We start from the raw sequence: 25,200 nt of genomic DNA on the forward strand, positions 1-25,200 counted from the left end.
GATTGAGGTATCCGAGCGTCGTCACTCCCCTTGAGAAAGACAGGTATAATTCCGGCGTTCCCGACGCGGGATAGGCCCGTTTCGGCGAACAGGAGGGTAAGATGCTGCGCGCAATATTCAGGGTTCTGGCTATCGTCGTCCTCTGCTCCACCGCCGTCGGAATCACGGCAAGTCTGACCATGGCTGACACGCGTGACGCTGGCCACAAGCCGGGTGATAGGGGACACTAGGTCCACTGCCCAATCCCGACGCGAGATCGGTCAATTCGTCACCGCCCAAGTTGATGGCCCGTTGCTCCCGCGGCGGGCCTATCTTTCGCCCAAGGCAGCAAGATCGCTGGGGTGTGACAGGTAAGCTTGGAGAATGAACCGACAGTTCGAATCCCGGCAAATCCTGCAAACGTAGCCCAGGATACAGCGCCGATCGGAAGGCAGCACGGTGCGTCAAATGAAACCGTGCTGCCTCCTGTGTTCAGCGATTTCCCAAATCAGCCGGCAGGCCTGTAAGCGCAGGCAGCCTTTTTGGCGACTGCAATCACGGCTTTCATGTCGAGTTCTTCGAGCACGACGACGTCGCTCACCGAGCCGCTTGCCCGCACCGCCAGCGTTAAGCCCATCCCAGCGGATTGATCCGGCACTTCACCGTTGATGACGACGTCATTGATGGTACGCGTAAACATCATGCTGGCTACTTTGCCGCCGACGCTTTCAAAAAGCGCCTTGACGGCAGCTTCCCAATCCCAGTCGGAGAGGCGCGGAAATATCCACCACAAGCCCCAAGGAAAGCTTCGCCCCCCAGCAGGCGCGCTTGCACGAATGTCAATAACGACGTGGCCGCAACGAAAGTATCAGCCCGACCACCAAGCCGAGAACGAACCCGAGCGGCCCTGTGATGAAGATGCCGAGCAGCGGCCCCTGGTTGGCCTCGGGCGTGAAGATGAGCGGCCCAACGAACCCGCCGACAAAGCCGACGACGCCCAGGATCACGCCCCAGCGGAACATAGTAGCGATCATGTATCCCCCAAAACCTCGCCCCGATTTGCTTACGAATCTGCAAGTCGCGCATCTGAGCCTAGTCCAATAGGCTGACCGGGGAGCAGCGAATTCATTCAGCCCTTCGCTACTCCCTGGGTTCCCCACACCCGACAGCCCGCTGCACCCCCCAAAAATCCCGGCAGCGGGCTGGTTCCCGCGGCGGTCCTGGACGAACGCAAAACCACCGACTGATCAAGTCGTCAAGTTGGCGATGTGGCCCGCTGCCTCGGTGGCGGGTCTCCTGGCCTGGAACAAAAGAGCGGCGATCCGGTTTCAGCGGGATGGGAGGAAATGGCTATGCCAAACAAAATCAAAGATCCGTCACCGAAACCCGACCCGGAGAAGGCACCCATCCGTCGCCGCGAAAAGGAAGCACCGCCAGAGCTAGAACATGTCAATCCGCCACCGCGAGATGTGCGAGAGGCACCGGTCCCAAATCCAAACGGCGAGAAGAATTGTTAAGCGCCGGCCGCATGCGGCGACGATGAGTTGCGGGTGGCTGTGCGTTTTAGCCAGTGCACCTCCGGCATGATAATTGCTTCCACATCCCTGAGGGGGAAATGGCTGGGCCAATGCATCGAAATGATGAAGAACTGTGCAATTGGGCGGGCGCAAGGGGCATCACGATCTACCAGCGATCAAAGACTGTCTGGATTGCGGCGGGAACGTATCGGGGCCGTGAATATGAGGTGAAGGGCCGTACTCCTGCCCTTGCGCTTGCATTGTGGATGGAGGCCGCGCAGTACCGAGGTTCGGGAATATAGGGCAGCAGGGTGCGGCCGACGCCTTCGGGTCAGGGTGGCTCCATCGAGCGCCGGCCTTGGCAGGGTTGGGGTCCTGCCACCGCATAAAATTAGCTGATTCTAAAATATCAAGGAATAGTGTGATTGCGCAAAGGTGCCATTCCGATGGTCGCCTTCGCCGAACTCGTCTCCGTCGATGGAGCGGGACTCCGCTGCCCCCGTTGCCAATGAAGGACGAGGCGGGCGGCACGCACTTCAAGATGAGGGAGGCGCCGACGCCCCCACGTCTCGCAGCATCCTAGAATCGGTCGTTCACCGCTGTGAACCGGCCGTGAGCGAATAGGAGCGATGGGTTGGGCTCCAGCCGCACGACCGTGGGGGGCTTGATGTGAACCCTCTGGCCTTCCGCAAATGCCAGGGCGAATGATTTCAGCGCGAAAGAGTAGGTGCGCTCTTCGTCATGCTCGACAACACGCACGAACCACTCGCCGTCGGCCTCAAACACTTCGACTCGGGTTCCCGAGAGCCCGCCGTAGCTGGTCAGATAACCGCCGATATCGCGCTGGGAACGGGCCACCGCTTTCCTCCCATGTAGAAAAATATGCAACCATGCTAATGAAGATACCCTGCAATGAACTATGACATGGCTCACATAGCTTTCGGCCAGGCCAATTGGATCCCTGTTTTGCGGATCAATGCATGCGTTTGAAGTTCATCCCCCACTGATGCCAACTCTGTGGAACTCAGAGCCTATAGCTGCCCTATCCCAACTGCCTTTCAAAAACCGGCAGATAGCCATGGTCGATGCCATTGGCCGTAAGGTGCGGATCGAGGAGCTCGCGCCGAAGCCGACGAAGGTCGCGCGCCTCACTCAAATCGCTGCCGGCGCTCCGACCCTGGCGGTCGCAGAGAAGATGGCCGGCGCCAGTTGGGCGGGGTGGGCTTTGGGGTGACGCCGGCCAAGCGGACATCAAATCCGCCGCGATTGTAATATGCGCCAGCCGTCAGGGTGCGGTTATGGTGTGATCGCGGAAGCCGTTAGAACTTCATTGCCAGACCGACCCTGAAATCATGTGTCTGAACTGTGTGTTCGAGCACGCAGCCGCCGCCACAATATTCAAGCGTCTTCTTGCCGAAAAACGAGAAGTCGTATTCGCCGCGCAGGAACACGTTGTGGGTCAACGCCACATCGACGCCAGCGCCTACGATACCGCCCACAATTGTTCCGTCGCGCTCGGCCGAGCCGCCAGGATAGAACGTCTTCAGCTTTGCTGCGGTGACACCGGCCGTCACGAACGGCAAATACCGCCCCATGTCCATACCAACCCGGCCCTTCAACGATCCGAATAAACCGGTGGAGGCATCAAGGATGCCTGGCCCCGGAATGTCGTCGAAAGTGTTCTTCTTGAAGCGATATCCCAACTCGCCTTCGACGCCGTAGACGACCTTGCCCGATTGGAAGTTGTAGCCGGCAAAACCGCCAAGGGTCGCCGAGCCGACACTGTGCGTGGCACTGGCGCCGATGTTCGGCTCGTGAATCTTGTAGTGCTCAAGCGTTCCGGCGCCAAACACGCCTGCATAAGGCCCTTGCCATGTCCATTCTGGGGTTTCGGTCGGCGTTGCCATATCGGCGGCCATCACCGGTGTGCACAGTGCAAGACCAAAAACAGAAGCGAGCAAGAAACTCTTCATCAGAATCCCCACCGAATTCGATAAAGCCTAAAGTATATCAGCTTAGTCGGTTCTGTATGTAGCCACAAAGTCACAGGCTCAAAACAAACGTGGCGAGATTCCTTACGAATCCGTAAGTCGCCGATCCGTGCAAAGCCAGCTAACCGTCACCGGTGGCAGCGAACGGCACTTCGCTGCCCGGTGGGCCTCCACCCGCCGAAACCAATGGCCCGCTGCCTGCTCAGTCTGCCCGGCAGCGGGCTGTCGGCCTTCTTACGAATCCGTATGTAGCGCATCTGAGCCTGGGTCCCATATGTTGGCCGGGAGCAGTGAAAACTGGTTCACCCCTTCGCTGCTCGGTGGGTTCCCAAACCCGACAGCCCGCTGCTACCCCCAACAAAAATCAGGCAGCGGGCTGGTTCCCACAGTGAGCCTACATTTCGTTGTTTTCGATGATCCCGGCTTTGGCGTCGGGCAGCTTGTGATCGGGCGATTGGCAAGTATGTCGGCTCGGCCTTCATCAATTCCAGCCGTGCGATCCGCGAAGACGAGCCGCTCCTCGGAAAGTCCGCACTCGTCGCGGACCCACGAGAGAAATGTGCCGTGCGGCATCTTTGCCTTCTGCCGCTCCAATGCCTGTCCGATCTCGATTCCCTTCTTCGCAATGTCGTCAACGCGGGTCCGGACAAGGGCGGCGTCTTGCCATTGTGACGTAAGTCACAGCCGCCAGTCCATTTCCAAGCCATGCTTGCCGTCGGTCGGAATTCCCGACAGCTCAGCTTTGGAGATGATCCATGCCTGGTGGTGGACCCGAAGATTTTCCCGAGATGGAAGGCGCCTTTGAAGGACATAGCATGGGCCATGATTGGAAAGCAGGGACGGGCTTCGGCCCTGCTGGCGGCAATGACGGCGGCGTGCAGGAGTTTACCGGGGTCTACTTTGCATCATGTCAAGATTGCCCGCAGGCCGGAGGTTGGATTGGACCAAATCGGCCAACGCGAGAACAGGCTCAGGCCGACGCTGACGCCCACAATGAGAGCCATCCGGGTCACCGAGCGGGAGTGGCTTGAATTTCACATATGTCAGCTTGGCTTAATGTGCCGACGTTGATCGCGTAAGCCCTTGGCAAGCGATCGGCGCGATGAAAATAATTCTCCGGTTGCGGCGACCCCTTCAACGGAGATCGCCATGTCAAAGACCCTCGCCGATACCCTTGCCGCCAACGAGTCGCTCAGCATCACCTGCGGGCATCCGGCCTGCTGCAAATCGACAAAGCTCGATATCCAGGCGCTGGTCGCCAGGCTAAGGCCGGATCACGGCTCAATGCATCAGGATCTGGTTGGGCTGTTCGGCTGATCGAGATGCAAGGCCGCGGGCCGCGATCGCCTGCCGGCGTTCTTCACAGTCATTCCCGTTTACGAAGGCCAGCAGCGCGAGCGGAACCGCGACTGGAAGCCGACATTCGAACGACGGTCATGAAAATGGCCGGCGCCAGCCGGGGATCGGGTGGGCTTTCGGAGGCGCCGGCCAAGCGGACATCAGGCCCGCAGCCATACAGACATGACCGATTGGCCAGCGGGCGCCAAACGGCGCGATCGCGAAATGCCAGTCTTGCCGAGACGGCCCCGGACGATCACGCCGAAGCGGTCGTCGTAACTAGAAGTGGTAGTTTATGCCCACCCGAACCGTGTCGAAATTGATGCGATCGACAGACGGAAACGGGGGGTTTAGGGAGGTGATGCTCGGTGTTCCCAAGTCCACGTGCAGGTACTCGGCTTTAAAAGAGAGGTGCTGATTGAAGGCCCATTCTACGCCGGCGCCGGCGCTCCAGCCCCACCTGGTATCGCTATAGCTACAGGTCGGAGTGAAACCGCACGCCCCGAGGTCGGCCGACCCTTTGACGTGGCCGACTGCAAAACCGCCCGTCGCGTAAGGTAGGAAATTTTCGAACGCATATCCAACTCGCGCGCGGCCGGTGCCGTACCAGTTGATCTCGGCGCTACAGCCTTCGATGTAGCATGGTGCAGAGGGGGCGGGTGCGACGACATCGCCCTTCATGTCGGCGTACGATATATCCCCCTCGATACCGAACACCCATTGTCCACGCTGCCAATTGTAGCCTGCCGTGGCGCCGCCAACGAAACCATTGGCGTCGAAGTCCACCGACGACCCAAAGTAATTGGACGTGTTCCTGTCCCAGCCATAGCCAGCGACCCCGCCGATATAGGCGCCGGACCAGTTGAAATTTGCCGCCCCAACGTCCGTCGCTACGGCGTCGGCGGCAAGCGCGGAGCCGGCAACGAGTGACAGAAACCCCGCAAGCAGAATGGACAAGATGCGCATCGATATCCCCTAGCCACGTAATATCTTCAAATTGCGATAAGATCAGAAATTCTTCATGTAATCTGTGCTGTTCCTGTAACACTTGGCAAATATCCATCTGGTCGGGGTGTTTGCAGCAGCATGAGGTGCGGGTCGCAGACGGACCCGCACCAATCACTCTCGCCGAGTGTCCGCACCTATCGTGCCGGCCTAGCCGTCTACAACGCCCACGTTCCCGACGATGATGACAGGTTCATGGAAAGATATGTCGATCTGTGGCGGGTTCCTTTCGATGTTCTTTCTGAAGCCCCTTGGCATGCCCAAGGGCATGGACCCGCGCACATATGGCGCCAGGAAGTCGAGAAGCGCGTGAATGACCTTCTAGACCGCGCCATGAGCCTCATAACGGCGCTCGACTGCATGGAGGCCGATTGGGATCTGGTGGACACCGCAGACGATGAGCCGTCGTCAGGCTGGGGGCATCGCGGCGGGCAATCGTTTCTTGTTTGGCACCGCGCCTATCCCGGTCCACGCAGCACATGCGATCTGGAGCTCGACAGCTGCGACGACGAGGACGGCGGCGACCTGGAGGGTACTGCCCGGGAGACCACGGCGAAACCGTCATGTGGCCCGACGACTTGGAATCGCAGGGAGTGCTCGTGAGGTCAGGGCTATGATCACCGTGCTCAATCCCAAGTGCCCGGGGGCGGAGGGTGACTAAGTGCCTTGAAAAGATTTGGCTCCCCGGGCCGGATTCGAACCAGCGACCAACCGGTTAACAGCCGGTTGCTCTACCACTGAGCTACCGGGGAACGGAGGCTCTCATGCGAGTGGCGCAGCCTATAGCTGCCCTTTTCGGCTTTGCAAAGAAGCATTTCGCATTTTTCCGAGGCTTTTTCGCACCGCGGTTTCTCGCAATCGTCCCAGGAGCCCCTCATATAAGCCCTCTTACCAAGGGACAGGGAACCGAAAAGCGTGTCTGCGGCTTTGGTTCAATGACGGTCCTGAACGGTCAAACGGGTCAATCTTTCGAGACGATGACAGCACAAGACAACCATATGCCGGCGCGGAAAATTTCGGTTTTGGGCCGCGAGTTCAAAATGCCGCGCTCGCGTGGCCTCAGAATCGCGATCGGTATGCTGCTGACCGTCGGCGGCATCCTCGGTTTCCTGCCGATCCTCGGCTTCTGGATGGTGCCGCTCGGATTTCTGGTGCTGTCCTATGAATTCGCCATGGTTCGCCGCCACCGCCGGCGCTTTGTCGTCTGGTGGGAACGGCGACGTCGACCGGATTGAAGTTCGATGGTGCAAGATGGCACGCCTTAGCGGTCGGCGTGCTCCTTCGGTGCCTCGCGGATCTGCCTGAGAATCGCCACGGCTGAGGCGAGCTTCGCACGGTCCAGGGCGACAGGCTGCTGGCACCGCCGATACATGGGCGGTCAAAGGCATTGCGCTAAAGCTCATCGCATCGCGGCAGCGACAGGCCGGCTGGCGCGCTCCTGTCTTTTGCCGCCATTGCAGCATGGCTGGCGCCTCCTGTCCTGCTCAACACCTGGGTCGCTCTCCGGTTTCTTCCGACGGCGGCCCATGCTAAACAAATCGCTAATATATCGTTGCGATTCCCGGAGCTTGAGGATTTGACACATGCCGCCCGGATTGGCGCCGAGGAAACCGTTCGGAATGCACGGTGGCCGCTTGACGGCATTTTCGCCGCAACCTATTGGAACCGGGTGGAACGCCGGGAGCAACGAGGCCTCGTGGCGGAGTGGTTACGCAGAGGACTGCAAATCCTTGCACCCCGGTTCGATTCCGGGCGAGGCCTCCAATGCCCGAGCTCCCGCGCATCCGCGCCGGAGCTTGAAGTTCCGGTCGAAATGAACCGCGCCTCTGGCGCGGCAAGCGGATTGGTTGGGACATGAACGCTGATTTTTCCGAACGTCGCGTCAAGATGGTCGATGGTCAGGTTCGCACCACCGATGTGACCAGCGCGCCATTGCTGGAAGCAATGCTTGTCGTGCCGCGAGAGGTCTTTGTCGGCACCGGCCAGCGCGATCTCGCCTATATCGACGAGGACATCCGCATTGCCGATGGCGCGGGTGGCGCGCGCTACCTCATGGAACCTTCGCCGCTGGCCAAGCTGATGCAACTGGCTGAGATAAGCCAGACCGATTCGGTACTCGATGTCGGCTGCGGCACCGGCTACGCCGCGGCCATCCTGTCGCGACTGGCCGGCTCCGTGGTGGCGCTCGAGAGCGATTCGGCGCTGGCCGAGACCGCCAGATCGACACTTTCATCGCTTGGCTGCGGCAATGTGACCGTGGTGCAGGGGGCCTTGTCGCAAGGTCATGCCGCCAAGGCGCCCTATGACGTCATTTTCATCGGCGGCAGCGTCGAGGACGTGCCGGCACCGCTGCTCGACCAGCTTGCCGAAGGCGGTCGCCTTGTCGCCGTTGAAGGGCAAGGCAATTCCGGTGTGGCCCGGCTTTTTTTCAAGGCAGGGGGGGTTGTAACCGGAAGACGTGCGTTTAATGCGGCAATTAAGCCACTACCGGGGTTCGAACGTGCGCGTGCCTTCGAATTCTGAGTGATTTTGCCTTGCAGGACAGGCTTTGTCATGGTCGCTTGTGTTTGAACAATCGTTGCTGATCCGCAAACTGGGGGCGCTTTGGGGCTGAGCAGCAGGGAACACCAAACACGCGGCGCCGGTTGCTCACAGGGAGAGGCTGGCGTGGCGTGGTTCCCATGGAAAACGAATGAGGGATACACCGTGCTGTCTGTACGCAAGAGCCTTTTTGCCGCCATCCTCGTTTCCGCGACCGCGCTTTCTCCATTCTCGGCTTCGGCGGAAACCATCCTTGGCGCGCTTGCAAAGGCCTATCAGAACAATTCCCAGCTCAATTCCGCCCGCGCAGGCGTCCGTGTCACCGATGAAAGCGTCGCCATCGCCAAATCGGGCTGGCGGCCGACCGTCACAGGCTCGGCAAGTATCGATTACTCCAGCAGCCACATCAACGGCACGGACAGAAGCGCCCGTCTGACCACTGGCAACTTTGGCGTCCAGATCAATCAGACGCTGTTCGACGGCTTTCAAACCAGGAACAATGTGGCCGCCGCCGAATCGCAGGTCCGCGCGTCGGTCGAAAGCCTGCGCAACACCGAAGAGAACATCCTGTTCAGCGCGGCCCAGGCGTATATGAACGTGATTCGCGACCGGCAGGTGGCCGTGTTGACCGAGCAGAACCTGCAATTCCTGACTGAAACGGCGCGTGCGGCGCGTTCGCGCTTCGATGTTGGCGAAGGTACGCGTACCGATGTGGCGCAGGCCGACGCTTCGCGGGCTGCCGCCGTGGCATCGCTGAGCGCCGCCCGGGCGCAGGCGCTGGCAAGTGCCGCCCTCTATCGTCAGATCGTCGGTGACGAGCCGGGCAAGCTCAAAGCCGCTTCGCCGGTGGCAAAGCTGTTGCCATCGAGCCTCGCCGCCGCCGTCGGGGTAGCCTCGAATGAGCACCCGGCCATCCTTGCCACCCAGCATCTGGTCGACGCCGCCGGCTTTTCGGTGAAATCGGCTGAAGGCGCCCTGCTGCCGCAGCTGTCTGCTTCCGCCGGTGTTTCGAGCGCTTATCGCAATACCGTGCCGGGCTCCGTTTCGACGCAGGATGGCACCACAAATTCGGCCAGCATCGGGGCCACGCTGACCATCCCGATCTATTCGGGCGGCCGCACCTCGGCGATCGTGCGCCGGGACAAGGAATCGCTCAGCCAGGCCCGCATCGAAGTCGACGTCAGCCGCGACCAGGTGCGTCAGGCGGTCACAGCCGCCTGGACCGAGTATACCGCCGCGCAGCAAAGCCTCGCGGCCAACAGGCAAGTGATCGAGGCCGCGAAGCTGGCACTCAACGGTGTTATCGAAGAACGCAATGTCGGCCAGCGCACCACGCTCGATGTCCTCAATGCGCAGGCGACGGTCATCACCGCCGAGATCAACCAGGCCGGCTATGAGCACGACGTGGTGGTGGCGAGCTACGCCATCCTGCAGGCGACCGGCCGTCTGTCTGTCGACCGTCTTGGCTTGCAGGTGACGAAATACCGGCCCGAAGAGCATTACAACGCGGTCAAGGACAAGTGGATCGGCCTGCGCACGCCGGATGGCCGCTGAACGCGTTCGGCTCGGATTCCGCAGTCTTCCTGTTCGAACGTGATCTTTTCGGAAACCGGTTTCCGCTTTCTGGAATCATGCTCTAATCTGTTGAAATCCCACAAGTCCCCAGATTGGGGATTCTCGTGCGGCGATCCGTCGGCTACGCTGTCGCCATGATTCGATCCGGCCTTGCCGGAGCGGAAATCTGCAATGGGTCACAAAGGCGGCGGATGTGACGATGGCAACGGCAAGCAGCGCGCAGCGCGAACCTTCGATGGAAGAGATACTGGCTTCCATCAGGAGGATCATCGAAGACAGCGATACCGGCCGCAAGCAGCCGGGCGAGGCCGATGAGCCGCGGCAGGATATGGGGTCGAGCGCCGATCCAGCCCCCGACGTCGAGGCATTCCGTGCCGACCTGCATGCCGCGCCCGAGGTCAGGAAGCCTGTCAAGCTGGCGGAAGTGCAGGCGCTGGTGACGACGGCCGAGCCGGTGATCGGGCGGATGGAAACATCGGTGCGTCCCGAACCCACCCCGGCAAGGCCATCGATGACACTCGCCGAGGTCAGTGCCCGGGTCGCCGCCGAGCCGGCCCCACTGGCCGCCGCCGAGGCGCCGGCGGCGCGTGCTGTCGCTAACCCCGATGCCAGCGTTGCCGATTGGCGGCGCGAGATCGCCGCGGTCGGCGAGCAGGCCCAGATGGGGCAGGACAGGGGCGAGGCGCGCAAGCCGGTTGCCCAGGCGCAGTTGGACAATCCCGGGGACGAGCCGAACGCGAACCGGGCCTTCGAGCAATCTCGTCCGGGCGGAAGCCCGGCGCGGCCGGTGGTGTCCAGCGACGCGCCGTCAGCTCGTCCGGCCATTGTTTCCGAGCACACGGGCCGGCAGGTTGCCGCTGCCTTTGGCGAGCTTTCCGATGCGTTTGCCAGCCGCAGCAAGAAGACATTCGACGAGATGGCCGAGGAGATGCTGAGGCCGATGCTGCAGGATTGGCTGGACAACAATCTGCCGACACTGGTCGAGCGGCTGGTGCGCGAAGAGATCGAGCGCGTGGCGCGCGGAGCGCAGTAATCTCCATCCAAATCACCGATGAAACGCCGCCCGAGAGGCGGCGTTTCTGTTGGCAGGGTCCGCTGGCGCGATAGGCTTTCCTGACCTGATCCGGGCTCTATCTATTTGACGTCGACAGCCCGGGCTGCCCTTGCGGTTGACTTGGTCAAGACCTTCCGATTTACACCGGACCAGCAAAAATCCCGACAGCGCGGACCATTTCCCATGCTTGAAAAGACCTACGACGCAAAAACCGTCGAGCCCAAGATCGCCAAGATCTGGGAGGATGCCGACGCTTTCCGTGCCGGCGCGGGCGCGGAGGAGGGGGCGGAAGCCTTCACCATCGTCATCCCGCCGCCGAACGTCACTGGCTCGCTGCATATGGGGCACGCGCTCAACAACACACTGCAGGACATATTGGTGCGTTTCGAGCGCATGCGCGGCAAGAACGTGCTGTGGCAGCCCGGCATGGACCATGCCGGTATTGCCACGCAGATGGTCGTCGAGCGGCAGTTGATGGAGAAGCAGATCCATCGCCGCGACCTGACGCGCGAGCAGTTCATCGAGAAGGTGTGGGAGTGGAAGGCCGAATCCGGTGGCGCCATCTTCAACCAGCTGAAGCGGCTCGGCGCCTCTGCCGACTGGTCACGCGAACGCTTCACGATGGACGAGGGCCTGTCCAAGGCGGTGCTCGAGGTGTTCGTCACCCTCTACAAGGAAGGGCTGATCTACAAGGACAAGCGCCTTGTGAACTGGGATCCGAAGCTGTTGACCGCGATCTCCGATCTCGAGGTCGAGCAGCAGGAGGTCAACGGCAATCTCTGGCACTTGCGTTATCCCATAGAGGGCGCGGTCTTCGATCCGGAAAACCCCAAGACTTTCATCACGGTGGCGACGACGCGCCCGGAGACGATGCTGGGCGACACGGCCGTGGCCGTGCATCCGGACGACGAGCGGTTCCGGCATCTGGTCGGCAAGAACATCGTGCTGCCGATCGTCGGCCGCAAGATACCGGTGGTGGCGGATGAATATTCCGATCCCGAGAAGGGCTCCGGCGCGGTCAAGATCACGCCGGCACACGACTTCAACGACTTCGAGGTCGGCAAGCGCCACAAGCTGCCGGCGATCAACATCCTCACCATCGAGGCCGCGATCAATCTGAGGGACAACGAGGATTTTCTCGCCGGGCTCGAGGTGACACCGGAGCGTCAGGCCGTCTGGGATGAACTCGATGGCCTCGATCGTTTCGTCGCGCGCAAGAAGATCGTCGAGCTGATGGAAGCCGGCGGGTTCCTCGAAAAGGTCGAGCCACACCGCCACGCCGTGCCGCATGGCGACCGCGGCGGCGTGCCGATCGAACCCTTCCTCACCGAACAGTGGTATGCGAACGCGGCGGAACTCGCCAAGCCGGCGATCGCCTCGGTGCGCGAGGGCCGTACCAATTTCGTGCCGAAGAACTGGGAAAAGACCTATTTCGACTGGATGGAGAACATCCAGCCCTGGTGCATCTCGCGCCAGCTGTGGTGGGGCCACCAGATACCGGCCTGGTACGGGCCGGACGGGCGTGTCTTCGTCGAGAAGACCGAGGAAGAGGCGCTGGGCGCGGCGATCGAATATTATCTGGCGCTGGAAGGCCCTTGGAAGGCCTGGGTCGAGGACAAGCTGGAGAACTTCAAGCCGGGCGAGATCCTGACCCGCGACGAGGACGTGCTCGACACCTGGTTCTCGTCGGCGCTGTGGCCGTTCTCGACGCTCGGCTGGCCGGACGAGACGCCGGAGCTGAAGACCTACTACCAGACCGACGTGCTGGTGACCGGCTTCGACATCATCTTCTTCTGGGTTGCCCGCATGATGATGATGGGCCTGCATTTCATGGACGAAGAGCCGTTCCACACCGTCTATGTCCACGCGCTGGTGCGTGACAAGAACGGGCAGAAGATGTCGAAGTCGAAAGGCAACGTCATCGACCCGCTCGATCTCATCGACGAATATGGCGCCGACGCCTTGCGCTTCACCTTGACGGTGATGGCGGCGCAAGGCCGCGACGTGAAGCTCGACCCGGCACGCATCGCCGGTTATCGCAATTTCGGCACCAAGCTGTGGAACGCGACGCGTTTCGCCGAGATGAACGAAGTCGCGCGCAATGACGATTTCTGGCTGAACGATGCCAAGCTGGCGGTCAACCGCTGGATCCTCACCGAACTGACGCGCTCCGCGCGGGAGATAACGGACGGCATCACCTCATATCGCTTCAACGAGGCTGCGGGTGCCGCCTACCGCTTCGTCTGGAACCTGTTCTGCGACTGGTACCTGGAACTGCTGAAGCCGGTGTTCATGGGCACGGACGAGGCGGCCAAGGCCGAAAGCCGCGCCTGCGTCGCCTTCGTGCTCGACGAGATCTACAAGCTGCTCCACCCGATGATGCCGTTCATGACCGAGGAATTGTGGGCGCAGACAGCCGGCGAGGGCAAGGAACGGGCCTCGCTGCTGTGTCATGCGGCGTGGCCGTCGCCGGATTTCGAAGACGCGGATGCTGCCGCCGACATCAACTGGCTGGTCGACCTCGTCTCCGGTATCCGCTCGGTGCGCTCCGAGATGAACGTGCCGCCGGCGGCCATTGCGCCGCTCGTGGTGGTTGGCGCCAACGACGTAACGCGCCAAAGGCTCGCTCGTGAGGATTCGGCGATCAAGCGGCTGGCACGGGTCGGCGACATCTCGCTGGCCGAAACTGCCCCAAAGGGTTCGGCACAGATCGTTCTCAACGAGGCGACGATCTGCCTGCCGCTTGGCAGCCTGATCGATCTCGCCGCCGAGGCTGCGCGGCTACAGAAGGAACTGGCCAAGCTGACCGAGGAAATCGCCCGCCTGCACAAGAAGCTGTCCAACGACAGGTTCGTCGCCAGCGCGCCGGCCGAGATCGTGGAGGCCGAGCGCGAAAAGCTCGCCGAATACCGCGATGCGCAGGACAAGCTTTCGGTGGCGCTGACCAGGGTTCGCGACGCTGGTTGAAGGGCAGATTCGCGATGTTTCGACTTGCCCCAAAAGAGGGTCTTCTTGCCTCGAAGATGGGCATTCCGTTGCGTTAATGTTGACGTAAACGGAAGTTTTCGCCCCATTGTTGCCATAATGTAACAATGGGGCCCAGCGCCTCGCAAAATGCTGTTTTTGGCACCTTTTCCAGCGGGATTTTTCATTTTTTTTTCGGCCGATACATCGCAAATGGCTGTTTTTTAGCCCCGCGACGCTGGCTGGCATTTTGTCGAAAATGCGTTCGCCAGGCCTGTACGTGTACGCCTCATGAATTCGTTGTTGCAGCGTTAACCTGAATTGGTTCTAGCTTGAGCCACTAGTTATTCGGGGAGGATATTTATGAACAATTTGCGTCTGAGAGCGCTGCTGGGGGCAGGGTGCTTTTCATTGGCTTTGGTCGCATCGGCGCACGCTGGCGGCTTGGAACGCGGCGGTTACAACATTGATCTGCTGTTCGATCCGGCTCCTGTCGTGGGGGAACTTTCAGGCACCTATGTGATGCCTGACCGGAAATTGAAGAATGTTGTCGATACGCAAACGGGAAATGGTTCGCCCGGTGGCGGCAACCTCAACGGCCGGCCAAACTCGGCTGACGAGACCGAAGGCTATTTCGTCCCGCGTATCGGGTTCAAGGCAAGCATCGGCCAGCAAATCGATTGCATGGCCGACTACTCACAACCCTGGGGGGCTCACACCAAGCCGGGATCGAATTGGGCTGGAGCAAACAGCAACATCGAAACCAAGATCAATAGTGACAATTATGCCGCGACATGTTCGTATAAATTTGACGCCGGCAAAGGGCAACTTCGTTTCATCGGCGGCGTTTTCTATCAGGAAGTCGATGGTTTCAAAGAAAGACTGGTTCAAGATACCAGTATCTTTCCTTTCCCAATCAACACGCTGAGCGGTGTTGGCCGGCTCGATCTCGCCGGTCATGGCGTTGGTTGGCGTATCGGTACCGCCTATGAGATTCCCGAGATCGCGTTCAGGGCAAGTCTGGTTTACAACAGCGCGGTCGATCTCGGCGACATCACCGGCACGCTGGACCTGAGCCAGGTTCCTGGTCAGCCTTCGACACCCATCCCGGTATTCGGCAACCAGTCGATGCCGCAATCGGTTGAACTCAAGCTGCAGTCGGGTATCGCGCCAGGCTGGCTTGCCTTCGGCTCGGTCAAGTGGGTCGATTGGAGCCAACTCGGGATTGTCAGCTTCTGCTCTACAGCGATCAAAGCGGCTGGGTTGTCATGTGCATATGGCGGCCCCGGCTTTGCCACCTCGCTGGATCTCCTCTATCGAGACGGCTGGACAGTTTCCGGCGGTATCGGCCACAAGTTCAATGAACAGTGGAGCGGTGGGGCGACCCTTACCTGGGATCGCGGCACGACGACTGGGTTGAGCTCTTTGACCGATACCTGGACTGTTGCTGCTGGTGCGTCGTACACGCCGACCAAGAATGTTGAGGTTCGGTTCGGCGGCGCGGTTGGCATTCTGACCAGTGGTTCTGTCGGCGCGGAAAACGATCCGCAGGGGCATCCACACGGCACCGACGCCTCCTATACATTCGGCAATGACCTTGTGACTGCCCTTTCGGCCTCCGTGAAGGTTAAGTGGTAAGCTATTGGACTTAACCACAGAAGCCGGGCAATGCCCGGCTTCTGTCTTTTTTGGGCCATCCAGCCGGCTCTCGAAAAACCGCCTGGAGCCCGCATTCAGTTGCGCTACTGTTGACGTAAACGGAAGTTTTCGTCCTGTTGTTGCCATAATGCAACAATGGCCAAATGACCGCCAGAGGCGTCGTCCCCGGACCGTTTTGGGCCGTTTTTCCTGAATTTTTTGAGGACGCACCGCGCACGGACCGGTTTTTTTGCCGACCGGCCCTGGGTCAAGAATGCGGTCGGAAAATATGTACACGTACGCCTCTTGAAATCGTTGTTGCGTCACCCATGCGAATTGGTTCTTGCTAGGTTGTGTTTCGAATTCGGGGAGGGACTCATGAGCAATTTGCGACTGAAGGCGCTGCTGGGGGCGGGGTGCTTTTCGCTGGCTTTGATCGGGACGGCGATGCATCCGGTGCATGCCGGTGGCCTGGAGCGCGGCGGCTACGACATCGACTTACTGTTCGACCCGGCACCCTTCGCCACCGAAGCGGAATCGACCTACGTGATGCCGGACCGCAAGTACAAGAATGCGCTCGGACCAGGGGGGACCAATCTCGGCTTGAGCAGCACCGCCGACGGAGCCGAGGGCTATTGGGTCCCGCGCATTGGAGCCAAGGTCCAGGTTGTGCAAGGCGTCGACTGCATGGTCGACTATTCGCAGCCTTGGGGTGCGCATACCGCGCCGGGCAGTACGTGGAACGGCGCGTTTTCCAACATAGAAACCGATATCAAGAGCAACAACTACGCAGGTACCTGTTCCTACAAGATGGATGCTGGCAAGGGCCAGATCCGCTTTATCGGAGGGTTGTTCTATCAGGACATCTCGGGGTTCAAGGAAAGCTTGGTGAACCTCACTCCGGCATTGACAGGTCGTGTTGATCTGAAGGCCAGCGGATGGGGCTGGCGCGCCGGCATTGCTTACGAAATCCCTGATATCGCTCTCCGCGCCAGCTTGGTCTACAACTCGCAGGTCAAGCTTGACAACATCTCAGGCACACTCACTTTGCCAGGAGGTCCTACCCCGATCTTCGGTGCGACGGAGTACATGCCGGACTCGTTGGAACTGAAATTGCAATCGGGCATCGCCCCCGGCTGGCTCGCCTTCGGCTCGGTCAAGTGGGTCAACTGGAGCCTGCTGCAAAGCGTCCCGATCTGCCCAGTGGGTTTTCCCGCTTCGTCATGCGTCACTGGTTCTCCGGTTGCTGTGACATCGCTGGACCTGATGTATCGCGATGGCTGGACGGTCACCGGTGGCATTGGTCACAAGTTCAACGATGCATGGAGTGCCGCCGGCCAGCTTTCCTGGGATCGCGGCACCTCGCATGGCTATGGCGCGCAGTCCGATACCTGGACGCTCGGCGGTGGCGTTGCCTATACGCCGACACCGAATATCGAAGTTCGCTTGGCCGGTGCGATTGGCGTCATGACCAGTGGCCACTCCGGCACGTTGGCTGGCGAGAACGGTTATGTGGCCGGCCTCGACGCCAGCTACGACTTCGGCAACGATCTCGTGACGGCAATTTCCGGCGGTCTCAAGATCAAGTTCTAAACCGCTGAAAGTTTTAACAAAAAGGCCGGGCAATGCCCGGCTTTTTCTGTTTGGACAGGCGGTGTTTCCGGTATCCAGGCTGCGTTGCAAATAAGCCGCACGGCTTTTGCCTCGTGCGATTGTTGTGTTTTGGCAACACTTTCTGAACAACCCCTGCGCTAAAAGTCAGGCCGGGGGAATTGCCCATTTCCCGCCATAAACCCGGCGCACCTCGATCTTGTCTCGGGACACGCGCCAAAAGGCTCGGCGATGGGGCAGGCCGCACCGCCCGCGGCAAGGAAGAGTATGGACGCCAGAGTCATTTCCAAGGCAAAGCTGCCCAGCCGTCATGTGACCGTCGGTCCGGCGCGTGCGCCGCACCGCTCCTATCTCTATGCGATGGGATTGTCGGCGGCCGAGATCGCGCAGCCGCTGGTCGGTGTCGCGTCCTGCTGGAACGAGGCGGCACCCTGCAACATCTCGCTGATGCGCCAGGCGCAGGTGGTCAAGAAGGGCGTCGCGGCCGCCAACGGGACGCCGCGCGAATTCTGCACCATCACCGTCACCGACGGCATTGCCATGGGCCACCAGGGCATGAAGTCATCGCTGGTGTCGCGCGAGGTCATCGCCGATTCGGTCGAACTCACCATGCGCGGCCATTGCTACGACGCGCTTGTCGGCCTCGCCGGCTGCGACAAGTCACTGCCCGGCATGATGATGGCCATGGTGCGTCTCAACGTGCCGTCGATCTTCATCTATGGCGGCTCGATCCTGCCCGGCAGCTATCGCGGCCGCCAGATCACCGTGCAGGATGTATTCGAGGCGGTCGGCCAGCATTCGGTCGGTACGGTCAGCGATTCCGAGCTGCTTGAGATCGAGCAGGCGGCCTGTCCTTCGGCCGGCTCTTGCGGTGCCCAGTTCACCGCCAACACCATGGCCACGGTCGCCGAGGCGATCGGTCTGGCGCTGCCCTATTCCTGCGGCGCGCCGGCGCCCTACGAGATGCGCGACCGTTTCAATTTCGCCTCGGGCGAAAAGATCATGGAACTGATCGCGAAAAATATCCGGCCGCGCGACATCGTCACCCAGAAGGCGCTGGAAAATGCCGCGACCGTGGTCTCCGCCACCGGCGGTTCGACCAACGCGGCGTTGCATCTGCCGGCGCTCGCCCATGAGGCTGGCATCAAGTTCGACCTGTTCGATGTGGCGAAGATCTTCGAGAAGACGCCTTACATCGCCGACCTCAAGCCCGGCGGAAAATACGTCGCCAAGGACATGTTCGAGGCGGGCGGCATTCCGCTGCTGATGAAGACGTTGCTCGACCACGGCTACCTGCATGGCGATTGCCTGACCGTGACTGGCCGCACTTTGGCCGAAAATATGGAGCACGTTGCCTGGAATGAACATCAGGACGTGGTCCGCCCGGCCAACAGACCCATTACTCAAACCGGCGGCGTTGTGGGCTTGAAGGGAAACCTTGCCCCCGAAGGCGCGATCGTCAAGGTCGCGGGCATGTCGGAGTTGAAGTTCTCCGGTCCGGCGCGCTGCTTCGATTCGGAGGAGGAATGTTTCGAGGCGGTGACGCATCGCAACTACAGGGAAGGCGAGGTTCTCGTCATCCGTTACGAAGGGCCGCGCGGCGGCCCCGGCATGCGTGAGATGCTGTCGACGACGGCGGCTCTCTATGGCCAGGGCATGGGCGGCAAGGTGGCGCTGATTACCGATGGGCGCTTCTCGGGCGCGACGCGCGGTTTCTGCATCGGCCATGTCGGGCCGGAAGCAGCCGTTGGCGGCCCGATCGGGTTGCTCAGGGATGGCGACGTGATTTCGATCGACGCGGTGAATGGCACGATCGACGTGGCGTTGTCGGCGACCGAACTGACGGAGAGGGCAAGGACTTGGAAGGCGCGCACGACCGATTATCAATCGGGCGCGATTTGGAAATATGCACAGACGGTAGGGCCGGCGCGCGATGGCGCGGTCACCCATCCCGGTGGTGCGAAAGAAACACACTGTTATGCGGACATCTGAGTTGCTGAGGTCGTCTGTCTTTCCGGCACTGGTCGTGCTCGCCATTTTTGGCGCGATCTTTGGCGCCGTGGGCCAGGCCATGGCCTTCGACGACAAGGTGTTCGATGACAAGACCGGGGTGAAGCCGCAGTCCAGCCCGTGGGCGGTGTTCCAGTTCGGCTTCTCCGCTTACAAGAACGGCCACAAGGAGCAGGCCGCGGAGGCCTACAAATACGCCGCCGAAAACGGCCAGATCGGCGCCACCTGGAAGCTTGCGCGCATGTATGCCGAAGGCGACGGCGTGGCGCGCGACGACTATGAGGCGTTCAAGTTCTTCTCGGAGATCGTCGACCAGGATGTCGAGCCCGGCTCGCCCGAGGAAAGCTATGTCTCCGACGCGCTGGTGGCGCTCGGCGACTATCTGCGCAAAGGTATTCCCGGCAGCCCGGTCACCGAGAACGAGGTGGCGGCCCAGGAATATTACATGCGCGCCGCCGCCAACTATCGCAATCCGAACGCGCAGTTCGAGATGGGGCAGATGTTCCTGAAGGGCGAGGGCGGCGTGAAGGCCAGCGTCAAGCAGGCCGGGCGTTGGTTCCAACTCGCCGCCGAGAAGGGCCATGCCGGCGCGCAGGCGACGTTGGGCCACCTGTTGTTCCAGAGCGGCAAGATCGTTCGCGGCCTGGCGATGATGACCGCGGCGCTCGAACGCGCTTCGCCGGCCGATCAGCCCTGGATCCGCGGCATGCAGGAAGAGGCATTTGCCACCGCCGGCGAAGCCGACCGCCGCACCGCGATCTCGCTGGCGGATGACATCCTCACCAAGGGCGGCAACGCCGACCAGTAGGGTCGCGGCCACGCAGGCCTCACCCACCGCCACACTCGATTCTGGATCTTGATCAGTTCTCGGTCGGTTCCGTCGGCACCATGCTAGGGGCCGGTGTCGAGATCGGCGTGACATGCGGGTGCGGCGCCAGCGTGTTTTCAGGACAGCTGTCCTGGATCTTCGTCCACGACGTGTTGTTGAGCACCATCTCGCAGCGGGCAAGATGGCTTTTGTCGGCAACCGTCAGGCATGCGACCTGGCCAAGTGGGTACGATTTTCCATTGGCCAGGCATTCCTGGGCGGCAAGTGCCGCTGCAGGTGCGACCATGGCAAATGCCAGGCCGATCGGACAAAGAGCAAATCGTATGGTCATGGAAACCCAGCCGCCACGCTGATCCCAAGTCAAGGGCGCGATTGTGGCGATATGAGGGTTGGGGCCGGTATCACCGCGCGAGGCGGGGTGGTATTTACCACACCCGCGGCGGTAGAAGACCGTCAGGCCGGCCGCAGCGCGAGATCGATCGCCACCGGCACGTGATCGGACGGCTTTTCCCAGGCGCGCACATGCTTTTCGATCGAGGCGGATGAAAACCGGTTGGCGGCCTCCGGCGACAGCAGCAAATGGTCGATGCGGATGCCGTTGTTCTTCTGCCACGCGCCGGCTTGATAGTCCCAGAACGTATAGGTGTCGGGTGCGTCGGTGACGGCGCGCACCGCCTCGGTGAAACCCAGATTGAGCAGCCGGCGGAAGGCCTGCCGCGTCTGCGGCTGGAACAGCGCATCGCCCAGCCAGTTCTCCGGAAACCGCGCGTCGATCGGCTCGGGAATGACGTTGTAGTCGCCGGCAAGCACGAGGGCCTCCTCCAACTTGAGCCGATCCTCGGCCCAGCGCTCCAGCCGTGCCATCCAGGACAGCTTGAAGGGGAACTTCTTCTCGTCATCGATCGGGTTGCCGTTCGGCAGATAGAGCGAGACGACGCGCAACGCGCCCTTGTCGGTCGAGAAAACGCCTTCGATGAAACGCGCCTGCTCGTCGGCATCGTCGCCGGGCAGGCCACGATTGACTTCGTCGAAGCGCAGCTTCGACAGGATGGCGACGCCGTTGAAGCCCTTCTGGCCATGGGTTTCGACATTGTAGCCAAGCGCCTCGATCTCAGCGCGCGGGAATTGGTCGTCGACTGTCTTGATCTCCTGCAGGCAGACGATGTCGGGTGCGCTCTCGGTCAGCCAATGGGTGAGGTTGCCGATGCGGGCGCGGACGCCGTTGATGTTCCAGGTGACGATTTTCATGACGGTCTCATTGTTCTTGCGGCGGATGGCGTTCGACGAGGCCGATCGTATTGCCGGCCGGGTCCTTTAGGAAGGCCATCCATTCGCTTTCCCCCGCCGGACCGAACTGGCCTTCGGTGTCGCGGTGGACGAGCGTCGGCGGCGCGGTGAACGGCACACCCGCGGTTTTCGCCCGGGCATGGAAATCGTCAAGGCCTGAGATGTCGAGATAGACGGTTCCAGCCGGTATGCCGTCAGTGAACAGCAACCGCACATCGCCGGCCATGATGAAGGCAATGCCCGGCGGATCGAAGCGCGCATGCAGGTCCATGCCGAGCACGTCGAGCCAGAAGGCCAATGTCGCGTCGAGGTCGCGTCCGGCCGACAGCGCGATCTGACGGACCGCGCCGATGGCAGGCATCGCACTATCGCTAGATGGAGAAGCTGGTGCCGCAGCCGCAGGAGGCGACCGCGTTCGGATTGCGGATCTGGAACGACTGGCCCATCAGGTCGTCGACGAAGTCGATCACCGAACCACCCATATAGACCAGCGACAGGTCGTCGATCAGCACCGTGGCGCCATCCTTCTCGATGGCTACATCGTCGTCGTTGCGGGTGTCGACCAGATCGAACTTGTAGGAAAAGCCGGAGCAACCGCCGCCTTCGACCGAAACGCGCAACGCCGTTTTGCCGGCTTGCCCCGAGACAATCTTGGCGATCCGCTTGGCGGCGGCCTCGGTCATATCGACTTTCATGGCAGTCTTGGCATCCGCGCCCATGGGCGTCACCTTGCTTTCGGTTTCACATGATAGGTATGAAGCGCGACGGGGCAAGTCAACTGCGGCGGCATCAGCTATGACAAATGAGCTTGGCGACATCGGATTCGGCTATCGGCCACGCGCGGCCTATGCCTGCGACCCGGCGAAGTCGCGCGGACGGCTTTTCGACGAGGTCGAAAGCCCGACCCGCACGCCGTTCCAGCGCGATCGTGACCGCATCATCCATTCAACGGCATTCCGGCGGCTGAAGCACAAGACGCAGGTCTTCATCGCCCATGAGGGCGACCATTATCGCACCCGGCTGACCCATTCGATCGAAGTGGCGCAGATCGCCCGCGCCCTGGCGCGAGCGTTGCGTGGCGACGAGGATCTCGCCGAGGCGGTGGCGCTGGTGCATGATTTCGGCCACACGCCCTTTGGCCACACCGGCGAGGATGCGCTGAACGAGAAAATGGCGGAATGGGGCGGCTTCGACCACAACGCGCAATCGCTGCGCATCGTGACAAGGCTGGAGGCGCGCTACGCCGAATTCGACGGGCTGAACCTGACCTGGGAGACGCTGGAAGGCCTGGTCAAGCACAACGGGCCGATGACGGACGCCAACGGCAAGGGCCTGAAAGGGCCGGTGCCGCAAGCGATCCGTGATTACTCACAACTGCACGACCTCGAGCTGGACCGCTTTGCCGGCATCGAGGCGCAGTGCGCGGCGATCGCCGACGATATCGCCTACAACACACATGACATCGACGACGGCCTGAGGGCAGGGCTGCTGACGCTGGACATGCTGGAGGCTGTCTCGCTGCCGGGAACGATCCTGCAAGGCGTGCGGGCACGCTATCCAGTGCTTGATGCCGTGCGCACCGGCCATGAACTGATGCGCCGGCAGATCACCGCCATGGTCGAGGATGTGATCAAGTCGACGACCGCCAATCTGGAGCGCATCAGGCCGCGAAGCGCCGACGCGGTGAGGGCGGCGGGCGAGACCATGGTCACCTTCTCGACCAAGATGGCCGCGGCCGAGAAGGAACTGAAGGCATTTCTCTACAAGCATCTCTATCGGCACGAGGAGGTCATGCGGGTGCGCGCCGACGCCGAACAGATCGTCAGGGACCTCTTCGACGCCTACTTCGCCGACCCTCGCGCGATGCCGGACGGCTGGCGCGAGGGGCTGGATCGGGCCGACGACCGCATCAAGGCGCGCAGCGTCGCCGATTTCCTGGCCGGCATGACCGACACCTACGCGCTCAAGGAGCACCGGCGTTTGTTTGACCATACGCCGGATTTGAGCTAGGGCGGGCTCGATTTTGCCGGCCAACGAGCCGGATTCCCTGCAAGCCGCCAGCGCCAGACCCAGAGTCAGACCAATGAACATTTTCGCCGATTTCACCGCGCGAATCACAAAAGCCGTCGAAGCACTTGATTTGAAAGACAATGAGGGCGTTTCGCCCGACCTGTCGCGCATTGCCGTCGAGCCGCCACGTGACGCCAGCCACGGCGACCTGGCAACCAATGCGGCGATGGTTCTGGCCAAGCCGACGGGCCAGAATCCGCGCGTGCTGGCCGAAAGGCTGGCGCAAGCGCTGCGGGACGACAAGGATGTCGCCGCCGCCGAAGTGGCCGGGCCTGGCTTCGTCAATCTCCGGCTGAAGGACGGTTTCTGGCAAGCGCATCTTACCGCACTGCTCGGCGAAGGCCGCAATTATGGCCGTTCGACGGTTGGCGGTGGCCGGAAAACCAATGTCGAATATGTTTCGGCCAATCCGACGGGCCCGATGCATGTCGGCCATTGCCGGGGCGCCGTGGTCGGCGACGCGCTCGCCAATCTGATGGCCTTCGCCGGCTACGACGTGACCAAGGAATATGTCATCAACGATGCCGGCTCGCAGATCGACGTGCTCGGCCGTTCGGTTGTGCTGCGTTACCGCGAGGCGCTTGGCGAGGATATCGGCGAGATCCCGGCCGGTCTCTACCCCGGCGATTACCTGGTCCCTGTCGGCCAGGCGCTGGCCAAGGAATTTGGCCACTCCTTGCTGCAGATGCCGGATGACGAGGCTCTCGCCATCGTCAAGGACCGCACCATCGATGCGATGATGGCCATGATCCGCGAGGATCTGGCGATGCTCAACGTGCATCACGACGTGTTCTTTTCAGAGCGCACGCTGCACGCCGACAATGCCAAGAAGATCCGCTCGGCGATCAACGACCTGACGCTGAAGGGCCATATCTACAAGGGCAAGCTGCCGCCACCCAAGGGCGAGAAGCCCGACGATTGGGAGGACCGCGAGCAGACCCTGTTCCGCTCGACGGCCGTCGGTGACGACATGGACCGGGCGCTGGTCAAGTCCGATGGCTCTTTCACCTATTTCGCCGCCGATGTGGCGTATCTGAAGGACAAGGTCGATCGCGGCTTCGTCGATCTGATCTACGTGCTTGGTGCCGACCATGGCGGCTATGTCAAGCGGCTGGAGGCGCTGGCGCGCGCGATTGCCGGCGACGAAGTGAAGCTCACGGTGCTGTTGTGCCAACTGGTGAAGCTGTTTCGCGACGGCGAACCGGTGCGCATGTCGAAGCGCTCCGGCGATTTCGTCACCCTGCGCGAAGTGGTGGAGGAGGTTGGCCGCGACGCGATCCGCTTCATGATGCTCTATCGCAAGAACGATGCGCCGCTCGATTTCGACTTCGCCAAGGTCACCGAGCAGTCCAAGGACAATCCGGTGTTCTACGTGCAGTACGCCTCGGCACGCTGCCATTCGGTGTTCCGGCAGGCGAGCGAGCAACTGGGCGAAGCAAATTTCGACCGCGCCAGCCTTGCCGGCGCTGTGACATCGCTGACCGACGAGGGCGAGATCGGCCTGATCCGCAAGCTTGCCGAATATCCACGCCTGATCGAGTCCGCGGCACTTGCGCTCGAGCCGCATCGGCTGGCATTTTACCTCTACGATCTGGCTTCCAGTTTCCATGGACACTGGAACCGGGGTACCGATAATCCGGACTTACGTTTTGTTAAGGTTAACGACCGACAATTGACGCATGCCAGACTAGGGCTGGTGCAGGCTGTTTCGGACGTTCTGACGTCCGGCCTGACGTTGATCGGAGCCGCCGCGCCCACCGAAATGCGTTAGGTTTGACTAAAAAACCTGTC

At 61.3% G+C, this 25,200-nt stretch carries 23 protein-coding genes and 2 tRNA genes; 15 read left to right on the plus strand and 10 right to left on the minus strand.

The features are described from left to right. Nucleotides 1-487: 487 nt before the first annotated feature. From OOJ09_RS11240 to OOJ09_RS11250, 3 genes are all read right to left on the minus strand, one after another. Nucleotides 488-772, minus strand: a complete 285-nt coding sequence (locus OOJ09_RS11240) for a GYD domain-containing protein (RefSeq protein ID WP_269905288.1) — start codon at nucleotides 770-772, stop codon at nucleotides 488-490. Between the two features lie 46 nt (nucleotides 773-818). Continuing rightward, on the minus strand, nucleotides 819-1,013 hold the full coding sequence (locus OOJ09_RS11245) for a hypothetical protein (RefSeq protein WP_269905289.1): 195 nt from the start codon (nucleotides 1,011-1,013) through the stop codon (nucleotides 819-821). Between the two features lie 1,062 nt (nucleotides 1,014-2,075). Continuing rightward, nucleotides 2,076-2,354: a hypothetical protein gene (locus OOJ09_RS11250; RefSeq protein ID WP_269905290.1), complete on the minus strand. Its 279-nt coding sequence runs from the start codon at nucleotides 2,352-2,354 to the stop codon at nucleotides 2,076-2,078. A 220-nt stretch (nucleotides 2,355-2,574) separates the two neighbouring features. On the opposite strand from OOJ09_RS11250, the gene OOJ09_RS11255 reads away from it, so the two are divergent. Next, on the plus strand, nucleotides 2,575-2,730 hold the full coding sequence (locus OOJ09_RS11255) for a hypothetical protein (RefSeq protein ID WP_269905291.1): 156 nt from the start codon (nucleotides 2,575-2,577) through the stop codon (nucleotides 2,728-2,730). 85 nt (nucleotides 2,731-2,815) lie between these two features. On the opposite strand, the gene OOJ09_RS11260 is transcribed toward OOJ09_RS11255, so the two are convergent. Beyond that, nucleotides 2,816-3,469, minus strand: a complete 654-nt coding sequence (locus OOJ09_RS11260) for an outer membrane protein (RefSeq protein WP_269905292.1) — start codon at nucleotides 3,467-3,469, stop codon at nucleotides 2,816-2,818. Nucleotides 3,470-4,636: 1,167 nt separating this feature from the next. Between OOJ09_RS11260 and OOJ09_RS11265 the strand changes: the two genes are divergently transcribed. Beyond that, nucleotides 4,637-4,804 carry a hypothetical protein gene (locus OOJ09_RS11265; RefSeq protein ID WP_269905293.1) on the plus strand — a complete coding sequence of 56 codons (168 nt, stop codon included), beginning with the start codon at nucleotides 4,637-4,639 and terminating at the stop codon, nucleotides 4,802-4,804. Nucleotides 4,805-5,104: 300 nt separating this feature from the next. Here OOJ09_RS11265 and OOJ09_RS11270 read toward each other — a convergent pair whose 3' ends face one another. Further along, nucleotides 5,105-5,791 (minus strand): outer membrane protein, encoded by a 687-nt coding sequence (locus OOJ09_RS11270; RefSeq protein WP_269905294.1) that lies wholly within the window; start codon nucleotides 5,789-5,791, stop codon nucleotides 5,105-5,107. 234 nt (nucleotides 5,792-6,025) lie between these two features. On the opposite strand from OOJ09_RS11270, the gene OOJ09_RS11275 reads away from it, so the two are divergent. Then, on the plus strand, nucleotides 6,026-6,433 hold the full coding sequence (locus OOJ09_RS11275; RefSeq protein WP_269905295.1) for a hypothetical protein: 408 nt from the start codon (nucleotides 6,026-6,028) through the stop codon (nucleotides 6,431-6,433). Nucleotides 6,434-6,507: 74 nt separating this feature from the next. On the opposite strand, the gene OOJ09_RS11280 is transcribed toward OOJ09_RS11275, so the two are convergent. Beyond that, nucleotides 6,508-6,582 (minus strand) — tRNA-Asn (locus OOJ09_RS11280). Between the two features lie 225 nt (nucleotides 6,583-6,807). Between OOJ09_RS11280 and OOJ09_RS11285 the strand changes: the two genes are divergently transcribed. The 10 genes from OOJ09_RS11285 (at nucleotide 6,808) to OOJ09_RS11330 (ending at nucleotide 20,031) form a co-directional block, all read left to right on the plus strand. Further along, complete coding sequence (locus OOJ09_RS11285; RefSeq protein ID WP_269905642.1) at nucleotides 6,808-7,065, plus strand: hypothetical protein; 258 nt, start codon at nucleotides 6,808-6,810, stop codon at nucleotides 7,063-7,065. 455 nt (nucleotides 7,066-7,520) lie between these two features. Beyond that, nucleotides 7,521-7,594 (plus strand) — tRNA-Cys (locus OOJ09_RS11290). Between the two features lie 90 nt (nucleotides 7,595-7,684). Continuing rightward, nucleotides 7,685-8,353, plus strand: coding sequence for a protein-L-isoaspartate O-methyltransferase family protein (locus OOJ09_RS11295; protein WP_269905296.1), 669 nt, complete (start codon nucleotides 7,685-7,687; stop codon nucleotides 8,351-8,353). A gap of 183 nt (nucleotides 8,354-8,536) precedes the next feature. Beyond that, nucleotides 8,537-9,925: a TolC family outer membrane protein gene (locus OOJ09_RS11300; protein WP_269905297.1), complete on the plus strand. Its 1,389-nt coding sequence runs from the start codon at nucleotides 8,537-8,539 to the stop codon at nucleotides 9,923-9,925. Between the two features lie 220 nt (nucleotides 9,926-10,145). Next, nucleotides 10,146-10,979: a PopZ family protein gene (locus OOJ09_RS11305; RefSeq protein ID WP_269905298.1), complete on the plus strand. Its 834-nt coding sequence runs from the start codon at nucleotides 10,146-10,148 to the stop codon at nucleotides 10,977-10,979. A gap of 204 nt (nucleotides 10,980-11,183) precedes the next feature. Continuing rightward, nucleotides 11,184-13,967 (plus strand): valine--tRNA ligase, encoded by a 2,784-nt coding sequence (locus tag OOJ09_RS11310; protein ID WP_269905299.1) that lies wholly within the window; start codon nucleotides 11,184-11,186, stop codon nucleotides 13,965-13,967. Between the two features lie 360 nt (nucleotides 13,968-14,327). Next, nucleotides 14,328-15,602: an OmpP1/FadL family transporter gene (locus tag OOJ09_RS11315; protein ID WP_269905300.1), complete on the plus strand. Its 1,275-nt coding sequence runs from the start codon at nucleotides 14,328-14,330 to the stop codon at nucleotides 15,600-15,602. Nucleotides 15,603-15,980: 378 nt separating this feature from the next. Next, the gene (locus tag OOJ09_RS11320) at nucleotides 15,981-17,195 is read left to right on the plus strand and encodes an OmpP1/FadL family transporter (protein ID WP_269905301.1); all 1,215 of its coding nucleotides are present in this window, start codon (nucleotides 15,981-15,983) and stop codon (nucleotides 17,193-17,195) included. Nucleotides 17,196-17,480: 285 nt separating this feature from the next. Next, on the plus strand, nucleotides 17,481-19,205 hold the full coding sequence (gene ilvD / locus OOJ09_RS11325; RefSeq protein WP_269905302.1) for a dihydroxy-acid dehydratase: 1,725 nt from the start codon (nucleotides 17,481-17,483) through the stop codon (nucleotides 19,203-19,205). Continuing rightward, on the plus strand, nucleotides 19,192-20,031 hold the full coding sequence (locus OOJ09_RS11330) for a tetratricopeptide repeat protein (RefSeq protein WP_269905303.1): 840 nt from the start codon (nucleotides 19,192-19,194) through the stop codon (nucleotides 20,029-20,031). The genes ilvD and OOJ09_RS11330 overlap by 14 nt, the downstream gene beginning before the upstream one ends. A 52-nt stretch (nucleotides 20,032-20,083) precedes the next feature. Here OOJ09_RS11330 and OOJ09_RS11335 read toward each other — a convergent pair whose 3' ends face one another. The 4 genes from OOJ09_RS11335 to erpA all read right to left on the minus strand — a co-directional run bounded on the left by OOJ09_RS11335 (nucleotide 20,084) and on the right by erpA (nucleotide 22,058). After that, the gene (locus tag OOJ09_RS11335) at nucleotides 20,084-20,383 is read right to left on the minus strand and encodes a hypothetical protein (protein ID WP_333474465.1); all 300 of its coding nucleotides are present in this window, start codon (nucleotides 20,381-20,383) and stop codon (nucleotides 20,084-20,086) included. Between the two features lie 122 nt (nucleotides 20,384-20,505). After that, nucleotides 20,506-21,300 carry an exodeoxyribonuclease III gene (xth, locus tag OOJ09_RS11340; RefSeq protein ID WP_269905305.1) on the minus strand — a complete coding sequence of 265 codons (795 nt, stop codon included), beginning with the start codon at nucleotides 21,298-21,300 and terminating at the stop codon, nucleotides 20,506-20,508. 7 nt (nucleotides 21,301-21,307) lie between these two features. Further along, nucleotides 21,308-21,700, minus strand: a complete 393-nt coding sequence (locus OOJ09_RS11345) for a VOC family protein (protein WP_269905306.1) — start codon at nucleotides 21,698-21,700, stop codon at nucleotides 21,308-21,310. A gap of 10 nt (nucleotides 21,701-21,710) precedes the next feature. Further along, nucleotides 21,711-22,058: an iron-sulfur cluster insertion protein ErpA gene (erpA, locus tag OOJ09_RS11350; protein ID WP_111547384.1), complete on the minus strand. Its 348-nt coding sequence runs from the start codon at nucleotides 22,056-22,058 to the stop codon at nucleotides 21,711-21,713. Nucleotides 22,059-22,134: 76 nt separating this feature from the next. Here erpA and OOJ09_RS11355 point away from each other — a divergent pair, with 76 nt between their 5' ends. Both OOJ09_RS11355 and argS read left to right on the plus strand, forming a co-directional pair. Next, nucleotides 22,135-23,349: a deoxyguanosinetriphosphate triphosphohydrolase gene (locus tag OOJ09_RS11355; protein WP_269905307.1), complete on the plus strand. Its 1,215-nt coding sequence runs from the start codon at nucleotides 22,135-22,137 to the stop codon at nucleotides 23,347-23,349. A gap of 73 nt (nucleotides 23,350-23,422) precedes the next feature. Beyond that, a complete protein-coding gene (gene argS, locus OOJ09_RS11360) occupies nucleotides 23,423-25,180 on the plus strand; it encodes an arginine--tRNA ligase (protein WP_269905308.1) in 1,758 nt (585 codons plus the stop codon). Nucleotides 25,181-25,200 lie beyond the last annotated feature (20 nt).

Origin of the sequence: Mesorhizobium qingshengii, from assembly GCF_027563465.1 — a bacterium.
GTDB lineage: Bacteria > Pseudomonadota > Alphaproteobacteria > Rhizobiales > Rhizobiaceae > Mesorhizobium > Mesorhizobium qingshengii_A.